Source organism: Corallococcus sp. CA049B, from assembly GCF_003611685.1.
GTDB classification, from domain to species: Bacteria; Myxococcota; Myxococcia; order Myxococcales; family Myxococcaceae; genus Corallococcus; species Corallococcus coralloides.
Genome location: NZ_RAWC01000040.1, coordinates 1 through 26,690, shown reverse-complemented (window position 1 = coordinate 26,690; position 26,690 = coordinate 1). Strand labels below are relative to the sequence as shown.

At 71.1% G+C, this 26,690-nt stretch carries 13 protein-coding genes; 6 read left to right on the top strand and 7 right to left on the bottom strand.

Translation table 11 applies throughout. From position 1 onward, the window contains the following. Positions 1-33: 33 nt before the first annotated feature. Together D7W82_RS42335 and D7W82_RS12270 are read right to left on the bottom strand one after the other, a co-directional pair. Positions 34-1,401 (bottom strand): M57 family metalloprotease, encoded by a 1,368-nt coding sequence (locus D7W82_RS42335; protein ID WP_120618519.1) that lies wholly within the window; start codon positions 1,399-1,401, stop codon positions 34-36. A 199-nt stretch (positions 1,402-1,600) separates the two neighbouring features. Continuing rightward, entirely contained in the window at positions 1,601-1,957 is a 357-nt protein-coding gene (locus tag D7W82_RS12270) for an alpha/beta hydrolase (RefSeq protein WP_233587441.1), read from the bottom strand. A 177-nt stretch (positions 1,958-2,134) separates the two neighbouring features. On the opposite strand from D7W82_RS12270, the gene D7W82_RS12265 reads away from it, so the two are divergent. Continuing rightward, on the top strand, positions 2,135-2,752 hold the full coding sequence (locus D7W82_RS12265; protein WP_120618518.1) for a glutathione S-transferase family protein: 618 nt from the start codon (positions 2,135-2,137) through the stop codon (positions 2,750-2,752). Positions 2,753-2,803: 51 nt separating this feature from the next. Here the strand turns inward: D7W82_RS12265 and D7W82_RS12260 are convergent, their stop codons facing one another. Next, on the bottom strand, positions 2,804-3,637 hold the full coding sequence (locus D7W82_RS12260) for a HEAT repeat domain-containing protein (RefSeq protein ID WP_120618517.1): 834 nt from the start codon (positions 3,635-3,637) through the stop codon (positions 2,804-2,806). 200 nt (positions 3,638-3,837) lie between these two features. Between D7W82_RS12260 and D7W82_RS12255 the strand changes: the two genes are divergently transcribed. The 3 genes from D7W82_RS12255 to D7W82_RS12245 all read left to right on the top strand — a co-directional run bounded on the left by D7W82_RS12255 (position 3,838) and on the right by D7W82_RS12245 (position 8,898). Next, a complete protein-coding gene (locus tag D7W82_RS12255) occupies positions 3,838-4,650 on the top strand; it encodes a hypothetical protein (RefSeq protein WP_120618516.1) in 813 nt (270 codons plus the stop codon). A 222-nt stretch (positions 4,651-4,872) separates the two neighbouring features. Then, the gene (locus D7W82_RS12250) at positions 4,873-7,746 is read left to right on the top strand and encodes an Ig-like domain-containing protein (protein WP_158617641.1); all 2,874 of its coding nucleotides are present in this window, start codon (positions 4,873-4,875) and stop codon (positions 7,744-7,746) included. A gap of 183 nt (positions 7,747-7,929) precedes the next feature. Next, positions 7,930-8,898 carry a M91 family zinc metallopeptidase gene (locus D7W82_RS12245; RefSeq protein ID WP_120618514.1) on the top strand — a complete coding sequence of 323 codons (969 nt, stop codon included), beginning with the start codon at positions 7,930-7,932 and terminating at the stop codon, positions 8,896-8,898. A 12-nt stretch (positions 8,899-8,910) separates the two neighbouring features. Here the strand turns inward: D7W82_RS12245 and D7W82_RS12240 are convergent, their stop codons facing one another. The 4 genes from D7W82_RS12240 to D7W82_RS12225 form a co-directional block, all read right to left on the bottom strand. Then, entirely contained in the window at positions 8,911-10,224 is a 1,314-nt protein-coding gene (locus D7W82_RS12240) for a peroxidase (RefSeq protein WP_120618513.1), read from the bottom strand. A 1-nt stretch (position 10,225) separates the two neighbouring features. Further along, a complete protein-coding gene (locus D7W82_RS12235) occupies positions 10,226-11,242 on the bottom strand; it encodes a hypothetical protein (protein WP_171422456.1) in 1,017 nt (338 codons plus the stop codon). A gap of 23 nt (positions 11,243-11,265) precedes the next feature. Then, complete coding sequence (locus D7W82_RS12230; protein ID WP_120618511.1) at positions 11,266-11,799, bottom strand: hypothetical protein; 534 nt, start codon at positions 11,797-11,799, stop codon at positions 11,266-11,268. Positions 11,800-11,976: 177 nt separating this feature from the next. After that, a complete protein-coding gene (locus D7W82_RS12225; protein WP_158617640.1) occupies positions 11,977-15,297 on the bottom strand; it encodes a kelch repeat-containing protein in 3,321 nt (1,106 codons plus the stop codon). Positions 15,298-15,471: 174 nt separating this feature from the next. On the opposite strand from D7W82_RS12225, the gene D7W82_RS12220 reads away from it, so the two are divergent. Together D7W82_RS12220 and D7W82_RS12215 are read left to right on the top strand one after the other, a co-directional pair. Continuing rightward, the gene (locus D7W82_RS12220; protein WP_120618509.1) at positions 15,472-20,790 is read left to right on the top strand and encodes a hypothetical protein; all 5,319 of its coding nucleotides are present in this window, start codon (positions 15,472-15,474) and stop codon (positions 20,788-20,790) included. 94 nt (positions 20,791-20,884) lie between these two features. Next, a partial coding sequence (locus D7W82_RS12215) for an FG-GAP-like repeat-containing protein (RefSeq protein ID WP_199727732.1) occupies positions 20,885-26,690 on the top strand: 5,806 nt, incomplete at its 3' end.

Sequence of the window (26,690 nt, the reverse complement as noted above, 5' to 3'; positions counted from 1 at the left end):
GCTGCGCTCAGGAGCCGAGCAGCTCCACGGCGCCTACGGGCTGAGGGAGAAGCTCCCCGGCCAGGCGCCGTAGGACAACGTGGTGATGCCGTTGCGGGTGGTGCCCGTGTAGCTGGACTGCCCCGGCTGGATGGTGACGGACACGTTGCCACCCGAAGCCGGAATCACCCCCGCGTGCACCGCGGCCGCGCAGGCGTTCGAGTCATCGGTGTAGAGGTCCGTCCCCCACACCGTGCCGCCGCTCACCGGACCGCAGCTGCAACGGATGCTCGTGCCGTTCTGGCCGCGGTAGGACGTGAAGCTGTAGCTGGAGCAGGTGTTCAGCGGAGGCGTCGTGCCGCTGACGGAGAAGCTCCCCGCCCAGGCGCCGTAAGAGTACGTGGTGACGCCGTTGCGCGTGGTGCCCGCGTAGCTGGACTGCCCCGGCTGGATGGTGACCACCACCGTCCCACCCGCCGTGCCGATCGCGCCGGCATGCACCGCGGCCACGCAGACGCTCGAGTCGTCGGTGTAGAGGTCCGTCCCCCACACGGCGCCGCCGCCCACCGCGTCGCAGCCGCAGCGGATCTGCGTCCCGTTCTGCCCGCGATAGGAGAGGATGTTGTAGTTCGAGCAGCTCTGGACCCCGCCGCCCGTGGAGTAGAGGGCCGCCAGCGCGGTGATGTCCGAGCCGGTCCACTCGCCCGTCTCGGTCGACCGGAAGCACGAGTTCATGATGGAGCCGCCCACGGTGGCCGTGGTGGGCGTGTTGGGGATGTGGATGGCCCCCACGCCCGCATCGCCCTCGTCGCCACCGATGCCGCAGCTGATGCTTCGGTTGTAGTAGTCCGAGTGACGGAAGCCGATGGCGTGGCCCAGCTCGTGGGTGATGACGTGCTCGTTCACGTCCGCGCTGTAGCTGTCCAAGCCGGTGCCGATATAGAAGACGCCATAGGGCAGCCCGTTCGACGGGAAGCCCGCCTGGCCGCCAGTGCCGGTCGTGGTCTCCGCGGAGATGTTCGCCGTACAGCCGGTGGCCGGTCCGCGAGCGAAGGTGAGCCGCAGCCCCTGCTCGTTGTAGTTGGCGATGGCCAGGTCAAGGCCCTGGCTCAGGTTGGAGTAACTGTTGAACGCGGCGGTGGGGTTGACGCAGATCTTCGTCACGCCCGTGCCGACCTGGTTCGTCGTGCGGTACTGCTCGGCGCTCCCCTCCTCCAGGGGCTGGAGCAGCTCGCGGGACGCTTCGAGCGTCACGTGGGCGTCGCGGCCCACGTACACGCTCCCGTCGAAGACCTGGATGTCATTGGCCGGAAAGCCGGCCTCGATCAGGTTGGAGATGATCTCCCGGTTCTCCACTTCCGGGTCGCCTCCGCAACCGGCAATGGAGACACCCACGAGCAGCGCCATGGAAAGGCTACGCATGCAAAACCTCTTGTTCGAGGAAAGGACAGCGCGCGACCGCGCATCCCCATCCATGCATGCCCCAAACGCAATCCAAAAACTGCAAATCAGGCAAAAATTAACTAAACGACATTTCATGTAAATGCACATCAGCGCCGGGACGATGGCAGTCGGCCTCCTTGCTGGATGTGGAACCTCCGAAGAGGAGAAGCCTCCGGAGTCACCGGCATCCGGAGGCTTTGCCGACCAGCTCTGTCACGGCGTCCGGGTGGCTGATCATCGCGACGTGGGAGCTCTGGATTTCGACGGCCTGGGAGCCAGCGCGCTGGGCCATGACACGCTGGGCCTCCGGCGGGATGGTGTGGTCTTCGCTGGCAATCAGATACCAGGACGGAAGGTCCTTCCACGCGGGCGGGCCGGCGGGGCTCTGGAAGATGGAGGCGGCGGCCGGGCGTTGGCTCGCGGCGAGGACCGCCGCGTCCTCCTCGGAGAGGTCGCCCGCGAAGAGCTCGTGGAAGAAGGCGGGGTCGATGTAGCCGTCAGCATCCCCTGCCCCGGCTCCAGGGAAGGGGCGCAAGATGAGGTGGTTGCCGAGCTCGGATTGGCCACCGCCGGACGATGGGGCCCGTGAGGGTGGATGGCGTCCGTGGACATGCCAACGCAGACCGCGGTCCAAGCCCCGGCAGGCCAGCCGCGTGTCCTCGACTGCGCAGAGAAAGGTACGCGCGTTCGCATGGGGATAGACTCACCGCCCATGATCAAGCTCCACCAGTTCCACCCCTCCGGCAATTGCTACAAGGTCCGCCTGCTGCTGCATCAGCTCGCGATTCCGTTTGAAACGCGCGAGGTGGACCTCTCCGCGGGAGAGACGCGCACGCCGGAGTTCAAGGCCATGAACCCCATTGCCCGGACTCCCACCGTGGAGCTGGAGCCCGGGGTCTTCCTCGCAGAGTCCAACGCCATCCTCTGGTACTTCGCCGAGGGCACGCCCTTCATTCCCACCGACCGGCTGGAGCGGGCGCGGATGCTCCAGTGGATGTTCTTCGAGCAGTACAGCCACGAGCCCTACATCGCCGTGGCCCGGGCGTGGCTCACCTTCTTCGGCATCCCCTCCGGCAAGGAAAAGGAGCTGGAGGAGCGCATCCAGAAGGGCTACGCCGCGCTCGACATCATGGAGGGTGAGCTGCGCAAGCGGCCCTTCTTCGCGGGCGAGCACTACAGCCTCGCGGACATCGCGCTGTATGCGTACACGCACGTGGCGGAAGAGGGCCGGTTCGACCTGGGCCGCCATCCCGCCATCCGCGCCTGGTTCGAGCGGGTGCAGGCCCAGCCCCGCCACCTGCGCATCACAGACGTCCTCAAGGCGCCGTAGGCCCTGGAGAGGTGTAGCCCGGGGGCATGCTCCTTCCCGACCCCACAGCCGTCACCGGGAGAGCGACTCCAGGGCGTGGATGGCCTCGAAGAGGACCGCTCGGAACTCGTGGTCCTCGTCCTCTTGGTTGAAGGCCTCACGGTGCCCCCGCAGCAGCGGGAGCAACGAGACGTCCTCCAGCGCCTGGGCCGCCTCCACGTCCAGCGTGGTGACCCCGGGCCCCTCCAGCACGCGCCGCAGCGGTTCGAGGACACGCGCGTCCTTGCGCAGGGCCAATCCCAAGAGGGCCTCCCCGCGAATCTTGACGTTGGATTCCGAGAGCCGGTCCACCAGCGCCTCGCGCAGCTCCGGCGTGTCCACCTCCCGCGCCTGGGAGCCGAGCGTGAACGTGGCCCACTCGCGCACGATTTCGTCGGAGTCGCGGGAGAGCTGAATCAATGCCTGGAGCACCTGGGCATCCCGGAACCGCGACAGCCCCATGACGACGCCGAAGCGGACGTGGGCATCCGGGTGCTCCCTCAGGGAAAGGAGCGCGGGCACCCCGCGGCGATCATCCCCCAGGTGGCCCAGGGCGGCGGTCATCGCCTGCAACACGGCGGCGTCCTGTTCCTTCGCGAGCGCCGGCAGGAGCGCGTCCACGAAGCGTGCGATGCGCTCCGGGGGCCGGTGCCGGAAGTCCAGTTGGGAAAGGATGTTCGCGCCGCGTCCCCGCTCCTTCGGGGAAGCGGACTGGAGCCAGGCCGCGGCCCGCTGGAAGATCTCTTCCCCGCCGCGGTGGTGCAGCTGCCAGATGGCGAACCACGCGTCCTCGTCCTCCTCGTCGCCCTGGAGCGTGCGGGCGAACAGCTCATCGGTGGAGAGGTCGGCTTCGGGCGGGGAGCTCATGCCTGGCAGCCTAGCGCCGGACGCCAGCAGCGCGCCCGAGGGCCGAGATGAATAGGACAAAGCCTGCGTCTGGGGACGCGAGCCCCCCAGGTTCGAGAGCGTGCTGGCGCCTGGACCCGACATTCGACCGGCGAACGGAACCGGTGACAGGGCGCGCGTGTCCAAGGCGCGACTTTCCCCCGAGAAGGAGCTCACGCCTCATGAAGCAGAACCTGAAGCAGTGGCTGTCCGTGCTGTGCATGGGAATGACTGGCCTGTCCGCGACCGCCTGGGCGGACGCGGGGACACCGGTGGACTGCGGCACGGTGGAATGCGAGGCCATCCGCGAGATGCGGTCGCTCTTCACGGCGGAGTCTGGGTATTTCGCGGAGCATGATGTCTTCACGCTGAGCCTCGCCAGCGCCGGCTTCGCGCCCGCGGCGTGTCCGAACGGCAGCCGCGCCCCCGTGCCGGGAGCGGGCTGGGTGTCCGGGTGCAACTTCTCCTACAAGGTCACCGGCATCACGCCGCATCCCTCGCCGGGCTTCACGGCGGTGGCGCAGGGCGTGGCGGGGACGCCGTCCGCGGGCATCACCCTCCAGATTGGTACCCACCCCGTCTCCGGCCGCCTCTTCTGGCTGGAGCGCCAGGGCGTGCGCCGCTACGTGGACTCCGCGGAGTGCCTGCCGGCGCAATCCTTCACCTGCGAAGCCCAGCTACGAGAGGCCCGGAGCAACCTCAACTACATCCACGTGGTGGAGCAGTCGTACTTCGCGGAGAGGGATCAGTACTCCACCAACCTGCCGCTGATCGGCTTCGTGCCGGAGGGGTGCTCGAATGGCACCCGCGCCGCCGTCCCGGACGCGTCCTGGGTGGCGGGCTGCCGGTTCATCTACAAGGTCACGCTGAACGGAACGACTGGCTTTACCGCCACGGCGAAGGCCGTGACGGGCGCCACGGAGGGTTCCGTCCTGACCCTCACGGAGTCGGGGCAGACCGTCATCGCCCCGTCGTATCCGGCGTCTTGCCAGTAGGCTGAACCCATAGGGGCCGTGGCAATTTCACCCCACGTGCCCCGTCGCCTGGCCCGCGTCAGGGCCATTTCCCATACCGCGTCCGGCGTTGGCCACTCACCCCAAGGACGCGTGATGAGAGTTTCACTCCGACTGACCCAAACCCTGCTGTTGTGCCTTGCCGGAGGTTCTTGCTCCCCCGGCCCTTCCGATACGACTTCCGCCCCGGATGCGAGCGCCTCCGTGGCCCAGACGCTCGCATCAACAGACGCGCGGTATGACGCCCAGTTGGCGGCGCCCGCGTGCACCTCCCACGGCGCGCTCTGTGATTCCAACACCACGCTGACGGGCCGGGGCACCGTGGGCCCCGAGTCCAACGCGCCCAATACGTTGGGCGGAAGCTGCGCCGACGGGAACGACGGCACCTTCCAATCCGACGCCTCCGTGGAGGCCCTCCGCGTCTCCACCGTGGATGGCGTCTCGTGGCTCGCCCAGGGGCGGACGGTGAAGGTGGAGGCGGACGTGTGGGGTGCCCCCTCGGCCAGCAGCGCGCTGATGCTCTTCCGGGCCGTGGATGCCACCGCGCCGCAGTGGGTGTACCTGGCCACGCTGCCCGCCACCGGCGGCGCCGAGACCCTCTCCACCACCTTCAAGCTCCCCGCGGGCGGCCTCCAGGCCGTGCGCGCCGTGCTCGTGGACGCCGCCCAGGCCCAGGGCGCTCCGTGCACCCCCGGGGCTGTCCATGACCACGACGACCTTGCCTTCGCGGTCTCCGCACCGGACGTCACCCAACCCACCGTCACGCACGTGCCCGCCGCCGGGACCACCGTCTCCGGGCAGGTGACGCTCGTGGCCCAGGCGGTGGATGACCAGGCCATGGGCCGGGTGGACTTCTTCATCGACAACGTCCTCGTGGGCAGCGACAGCAGCGCGCCCTTCGAGGCGAGCTGGGACAGCTTCTCCGTGCCCAACGGCATGGTCTACTGGATGGTGCGGGTCTACGACGCCGTGGGCAATGCCCGGGCCTCGTCCGTCAATCTGTACATCCGCAACGACTACGCCGCGCCCACGGTGAGCCTCATCGCCCCCGTGGACGGAGCGACGGTGGGCGGGTCGAGGAGCGTGGTGGCCAACGCCACCGACGACCTCCGCGTCACCCACGTGGAGTTCTACCTCGATGACACCGTGCTGCTCGGCACGAGCGTCCAGGCCCAGTTCGGCATCCCCTGGAACGCCCAGACGGCGCCGCCCGGCCCGCATACGCTGACGGCCCGCGCATACGACGCCTCCGGGAAGGTGACGACGTCGGCGCCCGTGCACATCACGGTGGACCCACCGCCCACGGTGGCCGTCGCGTCGCCCGCGGCGGGCGCCGTGCTGAGCGGCTCGGTGCCGCTCACCGCCACGGTGGCGGACAACGCGCCCATCTCCCGGGTGGACTTCCGCGCGGAGCTGAACAACACCATCCTGTGCAACGCCTACAGTCCCTCGTACAGCTGCAGCTGGTACACCCGGAACCTGCCCAATGGCCCCATCCGGGTCCGGGCCGAGGTCCTGGATACGGCGGGCAATCTCGTCTACTCCGAGTGGCGCACCTTCACGCTGGACAACGACCTCACTCCGCCCACTGTCACCCTCACCTCGCCCGTGGCGGGAGCGACCGTGCGGGGGAGTCTGGTGTTCTCGGCCGACGCCTCCGACAACCGCGGGGTCACCTCCGTGGAGTTCAAGGTGGACGGCAACACCGTGGCCGTCGACAACACGGCGCCGTACACCCTCACGTGGACCAGCACCCAGCTGGCCAATGGCTCCCATACGGTGTCCGCGCGGGCCTGGGACGCGGCGTACAATCTGGCGAACTCGGCCACCGTGAACATCACGGTGGATAATGACGCCGTCGCGCCGGGGGTCTCCTTCACGTCGCCGGTGGAGGGCGCCGTCCTCCAGGGGACCGTCACGCTGGCGGCCAGCGCGAGCGACGACCACTCCGGCATCACCCGCGTGGAGTTCTACCGGGGCGCCACGCTGCTCGGGACGGACACGAGTGAGCCCTTCACCCATGACTGGGCCACGCGCGCGCTCGTCAACGGCGCGTACACGCTGACGGCCAAGGCGTACGACGGCGCGGGGAACGTGGGCAGCACCAGCCTCAACGTGACGCTGAACAATGACTTCATCGCCCCCACGGTCTCCATCACCTACCCCGCGCCGAACGACATCCTCCTCCGCGAGACGTCGTACATCGTCACGGCTTCGGCCAGCGACAATGTCGGGGTGGCCCGGGTCGAGTTCTTCCTGGACGGGATGCCGGCTGGCACCAGCACCACCGCGCCCTACGCGGTGCCCTGGTACATCTACACCACCGCCGGGCTCCACTCCGTATCCGCCAAGGCATATGACGCCGCGGGCAATGTCACCTCCAGCGCGTCCGTGATGGTGACGGTGCAGTATCCGCCCTTCCCCAACCACAGCCCCTTCAGCTACAGCGCGAGCAACACGAGCGACGCGACGATGGGCACGGCCAACCAGACCCTCGCGATGACGGCGGGACAGACCTTCACGGTGGGAACCTGCGGCGTGGCGGGCTCGGCGTTCACCGGAGACACCTACCTGCGGCTCTACAACCCGGATGGCACACAGGTGGCCTTCAACGACAACGCGTGTGGGGGTGCGGGCTCGAGCTTCGTCTACACGGTGCCGGCGGGCGCCGGCGGCAACTACCAGCTCCGCGCGGGCTGCTCCGCGAGCACCCGCTGCACGGGCACCGTGGCCTGGACGCTCAGCGCGGCGCCGGGCGCCGGGCCTCTCCAGTACAGCGCGAGCTACACCAGCAGCGCCACCGTGAACACGGTGAACCAGACGCTCACCTTGACGGCGGGGCAGGTCCTCACAATGGGAACCTGCGGTGTGACGGGCTCGAGCTTCTCCGGTGACACCTACCTGCGGCTCTACGGTCCGAGCGGCACGCTGGTGACCTTCAGCGATGACGCGTGCGGGGGCGTGGGTTCGAACTTCGTCTACACGGTGCCCGCGGGCGGCAGCGGGACCTACCAGCTCCGTGCTGGCTGCTACTCGAGCAGCAGTTGCAGCGGCACCGTGGCCTGGACCCTCCAGTAACAGCCGGTGGTGAATCGGGGGCCTGATGTCTGGAGACATCAGGCCCCCGACGCCAGTCACCAGGGCGGGGCCTCCACTTCGACGTAAACTCCTGGAATCACGAAGTGAAGGGCCGCGAAAAGGTGGGCACGCGGGGTGCAGTAGGGGTGGTCCGTCGCCGCACTCCACTTCCGAGGCCCTCCCATGAAGCTGCGCTCCTCTTCGTTCTCCAAGCCCTCTTCGTCGTTCGGCCCCAGCTCCAGCTCCCGTCCCCGCAGCGGCAGCGTGCCGGCGAAGCCGGAGACGGCGAAGCCGAAGCCGGTGGCGTCTCCCGCGGAGCTGCAGGCGGGCAAGAACAACCTCAAGCCCACGGACTACGGCGTGGTGGACCCCAAGCTCCAGGGCATCCGGACCCGCCGTGACAGCGGCCAGTCCGGCGCGCAGTTCGCGGACTTCACGCAGGACGTGCGCAACTCCACCAATCGCCTCACGAGCAGGCCCGTGGGCAACCAGATGCTGAACGACCTCAACGGCCGCACCCAGGCCGTGAACCCCGGCGCCACGGGGACGCTGCGCCAGCCGCTGACGTCGGTGGACATCTACTCGGGCCGCAACTCGGCGATGCCCAACTCGCACGTGCCGCGCAACGACGGCACCCTGTCGTCCACCCGCCCGGCGTACCGCTTCGACGGCCAGCCCGGCGCCGGCACGGCCAGCGACATCAAGTACAACGAGAACGGCGGCGGCCAGCGCTTCAACAGCCTGGGCCACGAGTCGGTCCACGCCTGGCGTGCGTCCAACGGCCTCCAGGTGAGCCCCCTGGCCGCCAGCAAGCACAGCAACGCGGACGTCTTCAAGCAGCACCCGGCGCACTCGGACAACATGAAGTCCACCGTCGACAACCGCCTCCGCCTCTCGGAGGAGTTCGAGACCATTGGCCTGCGCCCCACGCCGCACACGAAGAACAACTGGGCCCCGTCCGAGAACGCCATCCGCGCCGAGCACGGCCTGCCCTCCCGCCAGGACTACTCGGGCCTGAAGCCCGACGGGAAGAACAGCAACGACCAGGCCTTCAAGAACTACGACGAAGGCACCGACGCCCGGAACTTCTTCCAGAAGCTGTCCGGCCAGCCGTCGCCCTTCCAGAAGATCGTCGGCGACCTGGAGAAGTGATGTGCCGGGCGTTCAGGTCCGCAGGTCCGCCAGCCATTGCAGGGCGCGCAGGCCGGGCATGAAGCCGTACTCGCCTCCGCGGGTGACCACGAACCGCGACAGGCCTTTGAGACACCGGGGGATGGGCCGCCTGGGATAGGCGAACTCCCCGGCTCCGTCGTGGGCGCCCACGAGCGGATCCTTCGCCTCCCCCAACCCCAGGAACTCGCCGCCGTTGATCCACTCGGATTGCACGAACTCGAACTGCCGTCCGAGGTGCGAGCCGATGAAGGCGAACATCAACCCCCGGTCGGCGCCGTCATCCTCGAGGACGCCTTCGGGGAGCTCGGACCCGTAGGCGGTTCCGCGACGGATCATCCGGTGGAGCCTCACCACTCCCGCGACGGACGCGTCACGGGGGTTCGCGCGCCGGGCGTGCGACCCGGGAGGTGTCTTGTAGCCGGTCGGGTCGTCCGCGTAGTGGAAGTCATTGTTGCGCCGGGGGTCGGCGCCCAGGGAGGCATCGTCATGGTGCGGGCACAGCGCCAGGGGCGCGCCGCTGCGCCACCTCCCCATCATCTTCGCCGCCAGCAGCTCCTCGTCCTCGGGCCTGCTCGCGCTTTGCTTCAAGTACTGCCGGAACGCGGCCACCCGCTGATGGAGCTTGCGGAAGACGATGTACGTCCCATTGCGGCCCAGGACGTCGGGCTGGGGCATGGGTGGCAGGTTGCCTGTCTCGTCGGGGTAGCCCAGGACGAACTCACCTGCCTTGAGCGGCGCCTCGTGGGGGTTGCTTCCTGGAATGCCGCTCCCCTCGACGGCCGGATGGCTGATGCCATCCCTGAACCCGAACGGCTCCCGCTCCGTGCTGAGCGAGTGGCAGTCCTGACGCCAGAGGGCCTGGACGCCGCCCAGCTCCCGCAGGGCCCCGCCCGCGCGCTCCAGCGCGGCATCGCGCCGGGCTTGCTCAGGTGAAAGCACCGTCAGCACGACATGGACGTCCGGGGTTCCCAGCGGTGATTCCCAATGCTCGGGGCTGCTCTCCCCTTCGTCCCCCAGCGCCTTTGCCCGGGCCGCCATCCCCTGCCGGAACTCCCACGCGAAGCTGTCCAGGGAGTCCCCTGGCACGCCCAGCGCCTCGAGCCCGGAATACGTGAGCGAGACGCTGACCCAGCATTCGGCGGCCGGGCGCTCCGGATGCGCGGCCGAGGACACCACCGGGAGAAGCCGGCGCATCAGCTCCCGCCCTGCCCTCCGGTCGTCGATGCGCAGGAGGATGTAGGTCGCGACATAGGGCGTGGGCCGGGGCCGAAGCACTCCGCTCTGGATGTCGTCCAGTTCGAGCATGTCAGTGGTCGGTGGCCAGGTTCTTCCAGAAGCGCTCGAGGCTCTCGTCCGCCCCGAACAGGGTGCTGAAGATGGTGGAGTCCGCCACCAGCACGTCGCCGGCCCTGCCGTCGCCAGGCGGCATCCACACCAGGGCGTTGAACTCGGTGTTCCCCGCGTTCGTGAAGGGATGGGGCCGGCTCATGTCAATGGGCTGCGTCGCCAGGACGCGAACCGAACGGGCGTCGTCCGCCGTGACCGCGTAGTGCGGCAGGTGCATGTGGAAGTTGAAGTTCTGGACCCCGTTGAGCCAGCCGCGGGTGTCCAGGTCCTCGCGCACCGTCAGGGGGACGCTCCGGCTCGTTCCCTCGACGACCGCGGGGCGGAGGCCCCAGCGATTCTCGACGGGGATTCCCAGCCCCTGCATCAACGAGCGCGCATAACCGCCAAAGCGCTGCTGGCGGGGCACCAGCGCGTCGCCATGGTGGGCGTATTCGAGGGCGCGCTCCTGCATGTCCTCCGAGTGCCCGACATCATGGTGGGGGCCTATCACCAGGCAGGTGCCTTCGCGCGCGAGGAACGCGCGGACCGCTTCTATCTCCTCCGGAGCGGCCACCTGCCCGGTGACGTTGTGGTCCAGGCTGAAGACGAGCAGCGTGTCCGCGTCGGCGAGGACCCGCTCGTCCAGCGGCAGGGTGAAGCCCGCCTGATCCACCCGCTGGAACATGGGGACCGCGTACCCGGTGGCCTCCTCGACGACCTTCTGGAACCGCACCCAGGCCCAGAAGAAGAGTTCCAGCGAGCCGGAGATGCCCTGCTGGAACCTCCGCGGGTCCGCCCACTGCGGGGACTCATACGTGGGCCAGAGCACCCGGCGGACCTCGGTCATCGTCGAGAACCGATTGTCCATTCCGGTCGGATCCCGATTGGCCTCTCCGGGGTAGCTCCAGGACGTGTAGACGCTGACGCGCCGATGCCCCTTCGCGTATCGCCGGGGCGCGTGGTCCTGGTTGTACGTCCGTGCGGGCTGGGTGCTCATGACAGGCCCCTCTCGCTGCGGTCCTACTGCATCTGCTCGATCATCTCGGAGAACGCGGCCTTGAGCTTCAGGGCCTTCTTGATCTCATCGCTCGTGAAGTACGGATACTCCCCGTACTCCAGGAAGCTGGTGCACTGGTGGTCCCGGATGAACTGGATGAACGCCTGCGTGTTGGTCTTCCAGTCCAAGGGAAAACCCTCGAGGTTCTCGAAGGCCGTGTTGATGCCGGAGCGTGTGAAGATGACGACCGCGTCCTCGGTGTACTTGTCGAAGTCGGTATCGAAGATGCCCTGGTACATGAACCGGGTGTCGTTATCGAAGAGCACCCAGCGCAGGTAGTGGAGCTTGAGCGGCGCCAGCAGGTGGGGCTCTGTCTTCAGGGACTCGGCCAATCGCTGACCGTAGCCGCGCATTGTCTCGGCGCGCCCCGGTTTGACGTTGGCGACGATGGTGAAGCCGTAACAGGCGGGGGTCTTCGGAAAGATGGGACCGTACTTCCCCTTCTCAAGGTGCTCGGTCGATTTGGGGATGGCCACTGCTTGAGGTGTGAGTTCCATCGCGAAGCTCCTCTGTTACGCATGATTCAAGCTGGCGACGGGGCCCGGCGCAGGCAAGGGCCGCCGGCCTCCAGCGGCCAGGCTGCGCTTCAAGCGCCAGACCTCCTGAGGCTGGGGGACGGACGCATCAAGGACTCACCGCCCCGTTGAAAGACAGCGGTGAGTCCCCGGTTCACGTCACGGGCGGTACAGCTCCACCGTGGTGTTGAGCGCGCTGGGGCTCAGGTAGCCGCCCGCGACCAGGATGTCTCCCGTGGCCAGCGCGGTGGTCGCCTGGTTGTAGCGCGGCGTGGACATGGCGCCTGACACGGCCCAGGTGCCCGTGGCGGGGTCGTAGAGCTCCGTGACCCGCGTCAGCGCCGCGCCGTCGAAGCCGCCCAAGGCCAGCACCTTGCCGGTGGACAGCAGGTGCAGCGCGTGGCCGTCGCGCGGGGTGCCCATGGCTCCCGTGACGCTCCAGCTGTTCGTCACCGGGTCGTACCGCTCCGCCGTCGCCGTGTAGCCCGTCCCGTCGTGGCCACCCGCGACGAGCACCGGGCCCGTGGACAGCGCCGCCACCGCGTGGAAGGCGCGCGCGGACGCCATGGAGCCCGCGGCGCTCCAGCTGTGCGTCGCCGGGTCGTACAGCTCCGCCGTGGCCATGGGGACGGGGTAGCCCAGCACCGGATCCACGTCCTGGCCGCCCACCACCAGCACCTTGCCGTTGGCGAGCAGCGTGGCCGTGTGGCCGAAGCGGGCGTTCGCGAGCATCCCCGCGGACGTCCAGAAGTCCGTGGCCGGGTCGTACAGCTCCGCGGAGGCGAAGACGTTGTTGCCGTCGTGCCCGCCCACCACCAGCACCTTGCCGTCCGGCAGCCGCGTCGCGGTGTGCAGGAGGCGCGGCACGGCCATGGCGCGCGTGCCGGCCCACGTCCCGGCCGTGGCGTCGTAGATGAGCGACGACGCCAGCGCCACGTCCGTGGACGCCAGGCCGCCGGTGACCATCACCCGCTCGCCGTCCAGCGCCACGGCGGTGTGGCTGTAGCGGGCCACCGGCATCGCCGGGGTCAGGCTCCAGGTGTCGGCCACGGGGTCGTACTCCTCCGCCGTCGCCAGCGCGCTCGAGGCGTCACGGATGCCTCCCGCGACCAGCACCTTGCCGGAGTCCAGGCGCGTGGCCGTGTGCGAATAGCGCGCCGTGGTGAGGGGCTGCACGGTCCGCCACGCGCCCAGCGGCAGCAGCTCCGCCGAGTCCAGGACGCGGGCGGCGCTCGCTCCGCCGATGACCAGCGGCTGGCCGCTCGCCAACGTCACCGCGGCGAAGATCGACCGCCGCGTGCCCAGCCGCCCCGCCGCGCTCCAGGTGTTCGTCGCGGGGTCGTACAGCTCCGTGCCTTCCGCCAGGATGGCGTAGGCGGTCGCGGAGTAGCCGCCCACCACGAGGACGCGATCGTCCGGCAGCAGCAGCGCGCGGTGGCTGGTCCGGGGCGAGGCCAGCGTGCCCGCGGGGCTCAGGGTGCCCGTCACCGGGTTCCACAGCGCCGGCGCCACCACCGTCCCGGAGGACGAGGTGCCGCCCGTCAGCAGCACCGCCCCCGAGCGCAGCACCACGCCGTCCGAGCCCCGGACGGGGACCGTGCCCGCGGCGGACGAGGTGCCCGTAACGGGGTCGTACAGCTCGGCCTGGTCCTCCGGGTAGTAGTCCGGCTTCCAGCCGCCCCACACCGCGACCTTGCCCGAGGGCAGCAGCACCGCCTGGTGGCCGTGCCGGACCTTCTGGAGGCTGCCCAGGACCGTGCGCGTGCCCGTGAGCGGCTCCACCCGCTCCACGGTGTTCACCGTGAGGCCCGCCAGCGTCCGGCCTCCCGTCACCAGCAGCTGGCCGGAGGGCAGCACCGTCACCGTGGCGTCCGTGCGCCCCACGACCGGGGTGGGCACGGCGCTCCACGTCCCCGCGACGGGGTCGTACAGCTCCGCTGAGGAGAGGACCTGTCCGTTGACGCCGCCCAGGGCCAGCACCTTGCCGTTGGGCAGGAGCCGCAGGGAGTGCCGTGCGCGGCGGGTCGCCATGGAGCCCGTGAGCTCCCAGGTGCCCGTGGCGGGGTCGTACAGCTCCGCGGCCGCAAGGTAGTCCTCATCCGAATAACCGCCCGAAACCAGCACCTTCCCGGAAGGCAGCACCACCGCCGCCGACTCGGCGCGCGAGCGGCGCAGGGGATGCTCGCGGTAGACCCAATCCCGCACCGCGGGCCCGAAGCTGCTCGCGGGCGTGAACAGCTCGCACGCGGAGATCGCGCCATTGCGGTAGCCGCCCGCCACCAGCACGCGCCCGTCCGCCAGGGGAACCGCCGCGGCCCCCGAGCGCTGCATCGACGTGCCGGCCGAGCGGGGCCCCATCGTCCAGGACCACGCCTCCGCATGGGAAGCCACCGCGTAGTCGTAGTTGCGGTGGCCGCCCGCCACCAGCACCTGACCGCCCGGCAGCGGCACGGCGAAGCCCTCGCTGCGCAGCGCGAGCGGCGCGCCATAGCCCCACGTCCCCGCCACCGGGTCGAAGACGTCCACGGAGTCCGCGGGAATCTGCGTCTCCTCGCCCCACTCGGTCCAGCCCCAGACCCACCCGCCGAAGAGCATCACCCGGCCATTGGACAGCGCCACGGCGGTGTGGCCGTAGCGCGCCTGGTACAGGCCCGGCGCGGGCGTCCAGGTGCGCGTCGCCGGGTGGTAGCGATAGGCGTCGTCGTAGATCACCCCTTCGCCGTCCGTACCGCCCACCACCAGCACGCTGCCGTCCGGCAGCCTCGTGGCGCTGTGGTAGGCGCGCCCGACCGGCAGGCTTGAGACCTGGGTCCACGCGCTCTCGCTGGGGGCGGTGGGGTCGAACTCCTCCACCGCGGCGTCGGGCGAATAGTTCTCCTCCCCGCCCACCACCAGCACGCGGCCGTTGGCCAGCGGGGTAACGGTGAAGAGCTCGCGCTCGTGCGACATGGTGCCCGCGAAGGACCAGGTGCCCGTGGCCGGGTTGTAGACCTCCGTGTCGGTGACGCCGTTCCCCCACTGTCCCAGCGGCCACCAGACGCCGCCCAGGGCCAGCACCCGGCCGTCCTGGAGCGCCACCAGATGATGACCCGCGCGCATGCGCAGCATGTTGCCGGTGGACGTCCAGGTGCCGGTGGCCGGGTCGTACAGCTCCGCCGAGGCCATGCACGAGGACCCGGTGCAGCCGCCGCTGGCGAGCACCCGGCCATCCGGCAGCCGCGCCATCGCCACGCCCGTGCGCCCCACGCTCAGGCTGCCCGTGGTGCTCCACTGGTGCGCCGTGGACGGCGGGGTTGCCACCAACGCCTGCTCCGCCCGCGCGAGCTCCCCTCCCCCGCCGGCCGCCGCGCGCGACAGGCTGCCCGCGTGGGAGGGCAACCTGGGACGGGAGGAGACGGCCGGGGCGGAGTCACAGCCCCACCCCAGACATATCAACACGGCCAGCGCCAGGCCCCGCGCCGCACTCACATTGCGTTGCATCCCTTGCTCCTTTGAAGAAGGCGAGGCGCCTCCTCGAATTCCTGGCGCTGATACGCAAGGGCCCGGCGCCCCTGGCTCAACCCTTCGCGAAATGGCCCCGGCACGACCAGCGCCGGAGCCACTCCCCGTATGAGGAATGCAAGTCATTGCCTTTCCCTTCTGGAGTCCCCCGACATGCGTTCGTCCCGCTGGTTCGCCCCAGGCGTCCTGGGATTGCTCTGGGCCACGGCCTGCGGCATCCCCGACGCCCCTCCTGATGTCCCCGAAGACACCCTCGTGCGCCTGTCCCGGCAGGCGCTGGAGACCACCTGCGAGGAGCGCAACAACGCCCTGCTCCAGTCGCTCAAGTCGCCGCTGACCGCGCGCGCGTGCACCTATGACGAGGACTGCCCGCAGGGGTCCTTCTGCAATGAGAGCACGGGCCAGTGTGACTGGAGTTGCCTCGCGGGCGGCCCGGCGGGCACCGGCTGCGCCACGGGTCAGGTCTGTGATTGCGAGGGACGCTGCGCGGCCGAGGGCCCCGAGGTGCCGCTGGAGCTGCCCGGGACGCTGCCGCGCGTGGACGTCACCCCCGGCGCGCTGTCCTTCGCGACGCCCGCTTCGAGCGCGCCCTTCACGGCACAGCGCCTGGTGGTGGGCGTGGCGGCGCTGAACGCGACGGAGGCCACCAAGGCGGCGAACCAGCCGGTGCGCGTGGTGGGCGGCCCGGGCATGGAGGTGGCGTGCAGCGTGGGCGACGCGCCGGCGACGGTCTTCGCCAGCGAGTGCACGGTGAGCACGTGGACGTTCAGCGACTTCGGCACGGGCAAGCGCGCCACGGTGAACGTGGACGTGCGGCCCCGCTCCGACAGCACGCTGTCGCGCTGGTACGTCACGCTGGAGGCCGCCCGGGGCACGCCCCGGCGCACCCGCGTGGACGCGGAGTTCCTGGAGTCCTCTCCGGGCGTGGGCGGCGTGCGGCCCTTCCACGGCACGGTGACGCTGGCGGTGGACGCCTCCGCGGACGCGGGCGTGGATCCCATCGTCCTGCCGGTGCGCGGCTTCGCCAACGACACCCACCTGTACCTGTACGACGCGTCGCGCACGCTGTCCCCGTCCGGGAAGCTGCGACTCACCTCCGGCACGAACCGCCACGGCGAGGAGTGGCTGCCGTCCTCCTCCGGCTCCAACACCGCGGACGCCGTCACCGTGGACGTGGAGGGCGGGTATGACGGTTCGGGCGCCTCCAGCCCCCGGCTGTCGGGCACCTTCACCGTGCGCCTGCCCCGCCCGGTGGGCAGCACGTGGGGCGTGGCCGCGCGCTACCAGCTGTCCCGCCTGCGCGTGGAGACCGCCACGGGGGTGGACGACCTGCCCCTCACCGCCTGCCCGGCCTCCGCGTGCGCCACCGGCGAGGTGTGCGAGCCGGACCTGGGCGTGTGCGTGCCCGGCGTGCGCGCGTGGTCCGGCGTCGGCGCGACGGCGCCCACCAACACCGTCGTCAGCGAGGAGCGCGCCGCCTGGGACCAGGAGGCCTCCTCCAAGCTCACCGAGTACCTGGCCCTGGACGCCACGCTGACGCCCTCGCGGCTGGCGCGCGGCATCCTCTGCCACCAGGGCAACCCCTCGAGCCCCCAGGACGTGAGCGGCTTCCCGGCCGCCGCCACCGTGACGGCGGCGCAGGCCCTGGTGCGCGCCCGCTCCGGCGACTTCCTCTGCGCCAACGGCGGCCTGCCCTATGAGGCCGAGCTGCTCAACACGTGGGACCGCTACCCGGACACGAACGGCCTGAAGAACCCGGACCGCCTCACCGACCTGGAGATGCTCTCCGAGTGCATGGCGGACCTGAAGCGCCCGGTGGTGTCCGGCCCCAGCCTGGCCGCGGGCCCCTGGTTCGCCAACCGCTACGGCACCCGCTACGCGGTCCTCACCCAGCGCGCCAGCCTGTCCTCCCCAAGCCGCATCACCCCGGGGCGCTGCTTCAACCTGGCGCGCTTCTACGGCGCGCTCCACCTGAGCGCCCGGGAGTCCACCAGCCGCGACCAGCGCCTGGCGTGGCGCCTGTTCCAGCAGTGGATCGCCACGCACGGCTACGTGGCCCAGCAGGTGGTGCAGCAGCGCGAGCTGTCCGCCTTCCTCAACGAGACGCCGCCGTCGGACTGGGACGCCGTCCCCGCGCTGATGGCGCGCTTCGAGAAGGGCTGGGACCTGCTCCTGGACAACGCCTACGCGCCGCTCGTGCCGGGCAATGACGCCACCCGCACGTGCAGCCTGCTCAACCCCGACTACCGGCTGCCGCCCCCGCCGGTGGCGTCCTGGACGGTCAACGCCTCCCAGGCGTCCGTGCAGGACCGGGGCCCCGGCGCGCGCTGGAACCGCGCGAAGAGCACGTTCTTCTTCCACACCCCGTCGCTCGCGGCCAACTGCACCAGCACCACCACGCCCGTGGAGCTGGCGTTCGCCTCCTACGCGGCGGACGGCGTCGCCAGCGCGCCGCGCTCGCTCCAGGTGACGTGCCTGGACCGGACGGACGCGTGGGAGCTCACCGCGGTGGCGGCGCGCAAGAAGGGGCTGACGGGCAGCTCCGTGTCCACCTGGACGTGGAGCGTGCCGCGCACCACCGGCGCCCTGGCCCTCGCGGTGGTGGACCGGGGCACGGACTGGCGGCGGATGGACGCGAGCGGCGCGTACGTGGCGCCCTCGACGGTGGACATCGGCTTCCAGCACTTCTCGCTCGTCCCACCCTTCCGGCAGAAGGTGTCCGGCACGGCCGGCAACCGGCTGGCCGCGTGGGACTTCCTGGTGGACGACGCGCAGCTTCAGGACGCCATCACCCAGGGCACGCTCTACGACGCGCCGGCCGGCGACCTGTCGCCCCTGCCCGGCTCCCAGCCGCAGCACGACGCGACGGCGGGGCTGCCCGCGCTGATGCTGGAGGGGCTGACGGCGCACCTGCGCCTGCTCAACGAGGACCTGGAGACCACCGCGCGCACCACGCTGGCCTCCTGCGGCCCGGTGTCCGCGGGCTCCGTGCGCGACCTGGCCCTGGCGCGCTTCGGGCGCACCCTGCGCTACGAGGTGCTGGTGGAGGCGATGGCCCGCTCCGCGTACGCGAGGGAGCGCGCCGCGTGCACGCCCGCCATGGGCCTGGGGGAGCTGTCCTGGGACAAGCGCTGGCGCGACGCGCAGGCGGAGCTGGAGGCCGTGCGCCGCCAGGCCTATGAGAAGCTGCGCGCGCTCACGGACTGCACGCCCTACGGCATGCCCCTGGACGAGGCGCCCATCGCCTTCGGCGCCACGCCCACGGGCCCCATCGAGCGCTACTTCGGCAGCTCCACGTACCTGCACGCCAACGCGAAGGGCGCGGTGGAGACGGCGGTGGCCACCAAGGTGCAGGCAGAGGCGGCCTGGGTGAACCTGCGCAACAGCGAGGTGCAGGAGGAGTTCCAGGGCAGCATGAAGGACCAGCGCGTGCTGGAGCTCCAGCGCCAGTACGGCGCCCCCATCGTGCAGATGTGCGGGCTGACGGACGTGGCCTCGGAGGACGTGCTCGCGCGCTTCGATCCAGCGCGCACGGCCTGGCCGCTGAGCCCGGCCACCTGCTTCGTGAAGCCCGAGTGCCAGCAGCCCGCGGCGGTGATCCACTCCCGCGTGAAGACGGAGCACGCGCGCTTCACCCTGTGCACCTGGCGCAAGCTGGTGGCCTCGCCCGCCGACTACACCGACGCGGCGGTCCGCGCCCTGGTGGAGCACTACGCGGACGCGACCGTGGCGGCGGGCTCGGGCGTGGTCTCCTGGGGCGGCACCTCGATGCCCGTGGCGAAGCTGTACGGACTGCCGCTGCCGGCGAAGGACCTGGCCCCGGACGCGCTCACGGCCGCGAACACCGCGTGCCTCCAGGAGCTGGGCACGGCGGGCAGCCAGCTGCCCACCGCCTCCAGCCTGGGCTACAAGCTGGAGAGCAGCTGCTACCGGGGGGACATGGGCGCCGCGGTGCTCACCCTCATCGGCGCGAACCAGAGCGTCCAGGTGGCCCAGTCCCAGTGGGCGGACGCCCAGGAGCGGCTCCGCGTCGCGCGGGAGCGCTGCGCGCTCCTCCAGGAGGACACCAACACGCAGCTGGCGCTGAGCGCGGCCTTCGAGCAGCAGATGCACGATCTCATCGCGGAGAAGGCGCGCGTGGACCGGCGCGTGAACAACCTCAGCGACATCAACAGCAAGTCTGACGGCATCATCGGCGCGTTCGCGCAGGGAGGCCTCGCCGGGGCCGTCTGGGGCGGCCTCAAGCTCCTGGGAGGGGGCGCGGAGAACCGGTACAAGGACCAGGCCATCCGCGTCAGCGAGAAGATCTCCCAGGCGGAGAACACCCACCGCGCGCAGATGGAGGCGCTCCAGCTCCAGTCGAACGTGCGCCAGTGCTACGCGGAGTCCAACATGTACGCGGTGGGCATCCACACCGCGGCGCTCCAGGTGGACCAGGTGGAGACGAGCGTGGACGCGGCGCTGCTCCAGCTGGAGGGCCTGGAGGGACGGATTCACCAGCTGCTCATGGAGGGCGACCAGGTCGTCGCGCGCGAGCAGGACCGCCAGGTGCCGCTCTTCTCGCACGACTTCTGGCTGCACGAGAAGCTGACCGCAGCGCGCGACACCTTCGCCACCGCGAAGCGGCTGTCGTACCTCTTCGCGCGGGCCCTGGAGTACGAGAAGCAGCAGAGCTCCGCCGCCCTGGGCGCCATCCTGTCGGCGCAGGGTCCCCTGCAGCTGCTGGGCGCGCTCAACGCCTACAGCTTCGCGGTGCTGGACAAGACCGTGTACGGCCGGGACGTGGAGGCGCAGACCTTCGTGGTGACGCTGCGCTCGGGGGTGTTCAAGCTGGAGGACCAGGTGGCCACCGTGCCCGGTGACCGCAGCCTGACGAAGCAGGAGCGCTTCACCCGCCGGCTCTTGTCGCCGGAGAGCGCGGTGTACGACGACAACGGCCGCTACCTGGGCCAGGGCCTGCGCTTCACGCTGCGCGACGGCCTGGGCCCCAACGCCATCCGCTGCGGGGAGAAGGTGTGGACGGTGCACGCGCACCTGTCAGGCGATGACCGTTTGACGTCGTGGATCACCACGCGCGGGCTGGCGCCGCTCATCCTGCGCAAGCGCAACACGTTCTCCAGCCACCTGTGCGACCCGGACCACCCGGGCCTGCAGACCCGGACGCTGCGCCCGTCGCTGCGCAGCGGCGGGTACACCGGCACCGCCCGGCCGGGTGAGGAGACCACCTTCACGCCGGTCAGCGTGGCCGCCTCCACGGGACAGGAGGTGCTGGGGTTCCAGCAGGCCCCCACGGGTGAGGGCTCCACCGAGTGGAAGGGCCGGGGGCTCTATGGGGAATACGAGGTCATCTTCCCCTGGGTGAACCTGCTGACGCGGGACGGCGTGGACACGCACTTCCCGCTGGACGGCATCGTGGACGTGTACCTGCGCTTCGAGCAGGTCTCCGCCGCCACCACGCACGTCTATCCCTGAAGCCGCCTCACTCCCTCCCGCGTCTGTCTGGCGCGGGAGGGATGTCTGTCCTTCACGTCGAAATCCCACACATCTCAAAGAAAAGGGGCTGTCCATGCACGGGCGGCGGAGCAGTTCATTCGGAGGGTGGGGCGCGGCGCTGGGCGCCCTGCTCCTGGGCGTACCGGCATGGGGGGCGGGAGACCCTGCCCCGGGCGCCGCCACCGCGCAGACGGTGAAGCTGCCGGACGGGCCCGGCAGCGTGCGGGGGCTCGCGGACAGCCCCAGCGTGAACGTGTTCAGCGGGCAGCTGGGCTACCGCGTGCCGCTGGAGCTGCCGGAGGGCATCGCGGGCTTCGGGCCGAAGCTGGACCTGGCGTACTCGGGAGAGCTGGGCAACGGCCCGCTGGGCGTCGGATGGGCGCTGCCGCAGGCCTCCATCCGGCGCGCCACGCGCCAGGGCGTGCCCGCGTACACCGCGGCGGATGAGCTGGAGCTGCTGGGCGTGGGCGGCGGCGGCCGGCTGGTGGCGCTGCCGGACGGGACGTGGCGCGCGGAGAGCCAGGGCCACGGCATCAAGGTGGAGCGCGACGGCGACGGCTTCGTCGTCACGGAGAGCGGCGGCGTGCGCTTCCGGCTGGGCGTCACCGCGGCGGGACGCCAGGCGGACGGCGCGCGCGTGGCGGCCTGGTTCGTGGAGGAGGTGGCGCACCCCAACGGCCAGGTCTTGACGTTCCACTACACCCAGCACCAGGGGCAGCAGTACCTGTCGGAGGTGAAGTGGGGCCCGGACGAGGCCTTCCGCGCGGAGTTCCTCCACGAGCCCCGCCCCGACGTGACGGTGAGCTACCGCACGGGCTTCGCGGTGGGGACGGCGCAGCGGCTGTCCCAGGTGCGCGTGCACGCCTTCGGCGAGGTGCTGCGCGTGTACTCGCTGGGCTACGAGCAGTCCCGGGCCCTGAGCCGGCTCAAGCGGGTGACGATGCTGGGGCGCGGGAGCGTGGGGCAGCTGCCCACGCTGACGTTCCACTACGCGCCCGCGCTGGAGCCCACCTCCGTGCAGGTGGAGCCCGCCTCCGGCTGGCTGCTCAGCACGACGGGCACCAGCTTCCTGGACGTGGACGGCGACGGCATGGCGGACCTCGTGCGGCTGGGCACCTCCTCCGGGCACCAGTGGCGCAAGGGCACGGGCGCGGGCTTCGGGCCGGCGCGCACGCTCGCGGGGGCCTCCGGCGCGCAGCTCGCCAGCGCGCGCTTCCTGGACGTGGACGGTGACGCCAAGCCGGAGCTGGTGCGCAGCTTCTCCGAGTCCTGGCAGGTGAACACCCTCCAGGGCGAGTCCCTGGGCACCACGGCCGCGAAGTGGCACGGCACGGACGCGCTGGCCCTCTTCGCCACCAACACCTTCCTCGCGGACCTCAACGGCGATGGCCGCGTGGACGTGGTGCGCACCGGCAGCGAGTCCCTGTCCGTGCGCTGGAACCGCGCCACCTGCGCGGGCGCTCCCGCGACGCAGACGCCCTGCCTCAACGCGGCGGTGAACCGGCCGGCGGTGGACGGGGTCGCGCTGCTGCCCGGCCCCAACGCGCGCTTCCACGAGGTGAACGGCGACGGGCTGGCGGACGTCGTCCAGCTCCTCACCGGCAGCTACAAGGTCTTCCTGGGCAAGGGGGATGGCACCTTCGCCGCGGCGGGGAGCTTCGCCTACCCGTGGGGGGACAGCACCAACACGGCCAACGTGAAGCTCGCGGACCTGGACCGCGACGGGCTGATGGACCTGGTGCACGTGCTGGGCGGCTACGTGCACTGGTACCGGGGCAAGGCGGGCGGCGGCGTGGAGGCCACGGCCACGCGGCTGGTGCCCCCGTCCGCGGACGGCTCCTCCACGGTGGTGGCGCTGGCGGACGTCAACGGCAACGGCAGCGAGGACGTGGTGTGGAGCGGCCCCTCCGGCATGTGGGCCATGGACCTGGCGGGCCCCACGACGGCGGGCATGCTGGTGGGGTTGGACAACGGCCTGGGCAAGACGGTGACGCTCCAGTACGCGTCCAGCGCGCAGCTCTCCGTGGCCGCGGAGTCCACCCCGAACCCGTGGACGCGCAAGCTGCCGGTGTCCGTGCCGGTGCCGGTGCGCGTGGAGGTGGACCCCGGCGCGGGAGGCCCCGTGCGCGCGGTGGAGTACACCGTGCGGGACGGCTTCTGGGATGGCCAGGAGCGGCGCTTCGGCGGCTTCCTGGTGGGCGGCATGACGACGCCGGGCGACACCCCGGCGACGACGCTGTACCAGGAGACGCGCTACCACCCGGGCCTGGGCGCCGAGCGCGCGCTGCGCGGAGCGCCCCTGGAGGTGCGCACCCAGGACGGCACGGGGCAGCTCTTCACCGTGGAGACGTCCGTGTACGAGGCGCGGCCCGTGGAGGGCCTGCCGGACACGGCGCTCCTGCGCCGGGCCGCGTTGCTGGAGCAGCGCACGCTGCACCATGAAGGCGTCAGCTCGCCGGTGGTGACGAAGACGCTGTATGCCTACGACGCCCGCGTGCGCCCCATCCGCGAGGAGCGCTTCGGGCGGCTGGACCTCGAAGGGGACGAGCGCTTCACGACGCGCGTCTGGGCCAGCGACGACACGCTGTGGGTGCAGGACGTGCTGTGCGAGGAGCAGGTGCGCGAGGCGGACGGCACGCTCGTGGCGCACACCCGCAACTTCTACGGCGACGCCGGGCAGGTGTTCACCTGGACGGACGCGGCGAACTGCCGCGCGGGCCGGCTGGCGCGCGAGACGCACGGCTTCCTCGCGGACGCCACCAACCCGCGCTGGGTGCTGCAATCCGCCACGGAGTACGACGCCTGGGACAACCCGGTGCGCACCTACTCCCTGGGGAGCTGGCGCACGCTCGTCTACGACAGCCACCACCTGTACCCCACCGAGGAGCGCATCAGCCCGGAGGTGGGGCAGACGCTGTCCTGGGGCATGGCCTGGGACGACGTCCTGGGGCGGCCCACGACGATGACCGACCCCACGGGCGCCGTCACCCACTTGAGCTACGACAGCCTGGGGCGGCCCTCGACCCTGGCGCTGGGCACCCAGCCCCCGCACCTGCGCTTCGTCTACGACTGGTCCGCGCCGCGGCCCCGGACGTTCACCTACTCCTTCGACGGGGCCGCGGAGGACCTGGACGGCAGCTGGACCGGAGCGTGGCAGGCCGGCGGCGCATGGCGTGAGACGGTGGCCGTGACCAACGGCGTGGGCGAGGAGCTGTACTCGGCCACGCGCCTGAGCGCGGACCGGTGGATCGTCTCCGGCTGGCGCGAGCGCGACGCCCGGGGACAGGTGGTGTACGCGGCCGACAGCTTCCACGCGGACGGCGCGCTGCCCACGGTGCGCCCATCCACCGCCGTGGGCCAGGTGCTGACCCACGACGCCCTGGGCCGGCCCGTCACCCAGACGCTGCCCACGCTGGCGCTGCGGAGCATGGCCTACCGCGCCTTCGAGTCCACCGAGTCCGTCCAGGACCTGGCGCCTGTCACCACCCGCCACGACGGCCTGGGCCGCATCCTGCGCACGCAGCGGCAGGTGGGCACGGTGATGGAGTCGGTGGACGCCGCCTACGACGCCGCGGATCGCCTCCTCACGGTGAGCCTGCAGGGCGGAGCCGTCACCCACGCCTTCACCTACGACACGCTGGGCCGGATGGTGGCGGCGCACGACCCGGACATCGGGCAGCGCATCCTGCGCTACGCCGACAGCGGCCGGCTGACGCACCACACGAACGGCGCGAACCAGACGCGCCAGTTCTTCTACGACGACGCGGGGCGCCTGGTGCGCACGCAGGGCGAGGACGGCAGCGCCTTCGTCTACCACTACGACGTCGCAGAGGGCGGCGGCACCACGGGCCACACCGCCAGCCGGCTCGCGTGGGTGGAGGAGCCGCGCGGCTCGGTGCACTTCACCTACGACGCCGCCGGCCGGGTGGTGGCGCGGCGCCGGATCATCGACGGCCTGTCCGCCGAGGAGTCCACCGTCTTCAGTCCCTCCGGGCTGACGCTGGCCACCACGGTGGACGGCGTGCGCGTGGACAACGGCTACGACGCGGCGGGCCGGCCCATGCGGGCGGGCAGCTACTGGGAGGCGCTGACGCTGGACGCGGCGGGCCGCGTGCTGGAGGAGCGCTACGGCAACGGCGTGCGCCAGTCGTACCAGCGCGACGCCATGGGCCTGGCCTCTCAAGTCCAGACGCTGCGCGGGACCGGCGCCGCCCTCTATGACGTGACGCTGACCCGCAAGGCCTACGGCGCGCCCGCCACGGTGAGCGACCTGGACGGAGTGGGCCTCAACCACTCCGCCTTCTTCACCTACGACGCGGCCGCACGCCTCACCGACGCCGTCATCGGCGCCGTGCGGATGCCGGACGGGATGCTGACGGAGGGCCCCGACTCCTTCCGCTTCGGCTACGGCTACGACGGCCTGCAGAACCTGCTGCAGCGTCAGGCGACCGGGCCCAAGGCGCTGGGTCTGCTGACGGGCACCTACCACCACGGCGAGCGGGGCTTCGGGCCCCGCCAGCTCACCCGCGTGGCGTCCCCCTCCGGCGACACGCTGCTGGACTACGACGCGGCGGGGCGCGTGGTGCGGCAGGGGGCGCGCACGCTGGAGTACAACGGATTGGATCAGCTGATCGGCGTGACGATGCCCGGCCCGGGCGGCACGCTGGCCCTGGTACAGCACGGCTACGGCTACGACGGCCAGCGCACCCTGACCCAGGGCGCCGCGGGGGACACCCAGTACTGGTTCTCGCCCCAGCTCACCCAGCGCACCCCGACCACGCGCGAGCGCTACGTGAAGCTGGGGGACCGGACGCTGGCGCGCATCACGCAGACCGCGACGGGCGCTTCAGGCCCGCTGGCGGACTTCGGCGGTCCCCGGGGCGCGGCGCTCGACGGCGCGGTGTCGCGGGGCCTCACGGGGACGGTGGTGGGCGCGCTGGTGCTCATGCTGCTGTCGGTGTTCCTGCCGCGCACGTCCACGCGGACGCGAGGGCCCCGGCTGGTGGCGGGCCTGGTGGCGGTGGCCCTGCTGGGGACCGCGTGCGAGCCGGGCGTGAGGGCCTCCCAGCGGTCACTCCAGCATGCGGCGCTGGTGGAGGTGGCGAGCACGCTCTACTTCCACACCGGCGTGGCCGCGGGCCCCGCGCTGATCACGCGCGCGGATGGCAGCGTCTTCGAGGAGCGGCGCTACGAGCCCTTCGGCGCGCCCATCGACGCGTACCGGGAGCTGGTGGGCGGCGGCGGCGTGGTGGGGAACGTGGACCACCAGCAGGAGCCCCTCAACACCCTCAACAAGCTGACGGACGCGCACACCGGCTGGAGCGACCACGGCGCCCGGTGGCTGGCGCCGGAGACGGCCCAATGGCTGACGCCGGATCCGCCGGTGAAGGCGCCGGACGAGGGCTTCCTCCTGGCGCCGTGGGACCTCAATCCCTACCAGTACGTGCGCCAGAACCCCGTCCTCTACTGGGACCCGGACGGCAAGGACGCCGAGTTCGCCGCCAAGGCGCGGGAGTTCGGCGTGGGCTTCCTGTCCGGCCTGGCGCAGTCGGTGGGCGCGCCGCGGCTCCCCGTGGACCTGCCCATCGAGAACCAGTACGGGCAGATCGCCGGAGAGCTGGTGGGCGGCATCGCCCAGCTCGTCTTCGCCGACGCGATGTTCGGCGCGGGCGGGACGCTGGCGGTGGCGGGCGTGGTAGGGACGCCGGCCACCGCGGGCGTCAGCCTGACAGCGGTCGCCGCGGGCTCCGCGATGATGGCGGGCTCGGTGGTCGTGGGCGTCAACGGCACGGTCCACATCGCCAACGCCACCTCCCGCTTCCTGGCGCTCCAGAAGAAGGGAGGAGGCGGCGACAGCCCCACCCCCAGCGGAGGTGGCG

Bases quoted from the DNA above. Each gene is read 5' to 3' on its own strand.
- D7W82_RS12245 (WP_120618514.1), top strand. From the start codon at position 7,930: ATGAAGCTGCGCTCCTCTTCGTTCTCCAAGCCCTCTTCGTCGTTCGGC.
- D7W82_RS12265 (WP_120618518.1), top strand. From the start codon at position 2,135: ATGATCAAGCTCCACCAGTTCCACCCCTCCGGCAATTGCTACAAGGTC.
- D7W82_RS12225 (WP_158617640.1), bottom strand. From the start codon at position 15,297: ATGCAACGCAATGTGAGTGCGGCGCGGGGCCTGGCGCTGGCCGTGTTG.
- D7W82_RS12230 (WP_120618511.1), bottom strand. From the start codon at position 11,799: ATGGAACTCACACCTCAAGCAGTGGCCATCCCCAAATCGACCGAGCAC.
- D7W82_RS12240 (WP_120618513.1), bottom strand. From the start codon at position 10,224: ATGCTCGAACTGGACGACATCCAGAGCGGAGTGCTTCGGCCCCGGCCC.
- D7W82_RS42335 (WP_120618519.1), bottom strand. From the start codon at position 1,401: ATGCGTAGCCTTTCCATGGCGCTGCTCGTGGGTGTCTCCATTGCCGGT.
- D7W82_RS12255 (WP_120618516.1), top strand. From the start codon at position 3,838: ATGAAGCAGAACCTGAAGCAGTGGCTGTCCGTGCTGTGCATGGGAATG.
- D7W82_RS12260 (WP_120618517.1), bottom strand. From the start codon at position 3,637: ATGAGCTCCCCGCCCGAAGCCGACCTCTCCACCGATGAGCTGTTCGCC.
- D7W82_RS12220 (WP_120618509.1), top strand. From the start codon at position 15,472: ATGCGTTCGTCCCGCTGGTTCGCCCCAGGCGTCCTGGGATTGCTCTGG.
- D7W82_RS12235 (WP_171422456.1), bottom strand. From the start codon at position 11,242: ATGAGCACCCAGCCCGCACGGACGTACAACCAGGACCACGCGCCCCGG.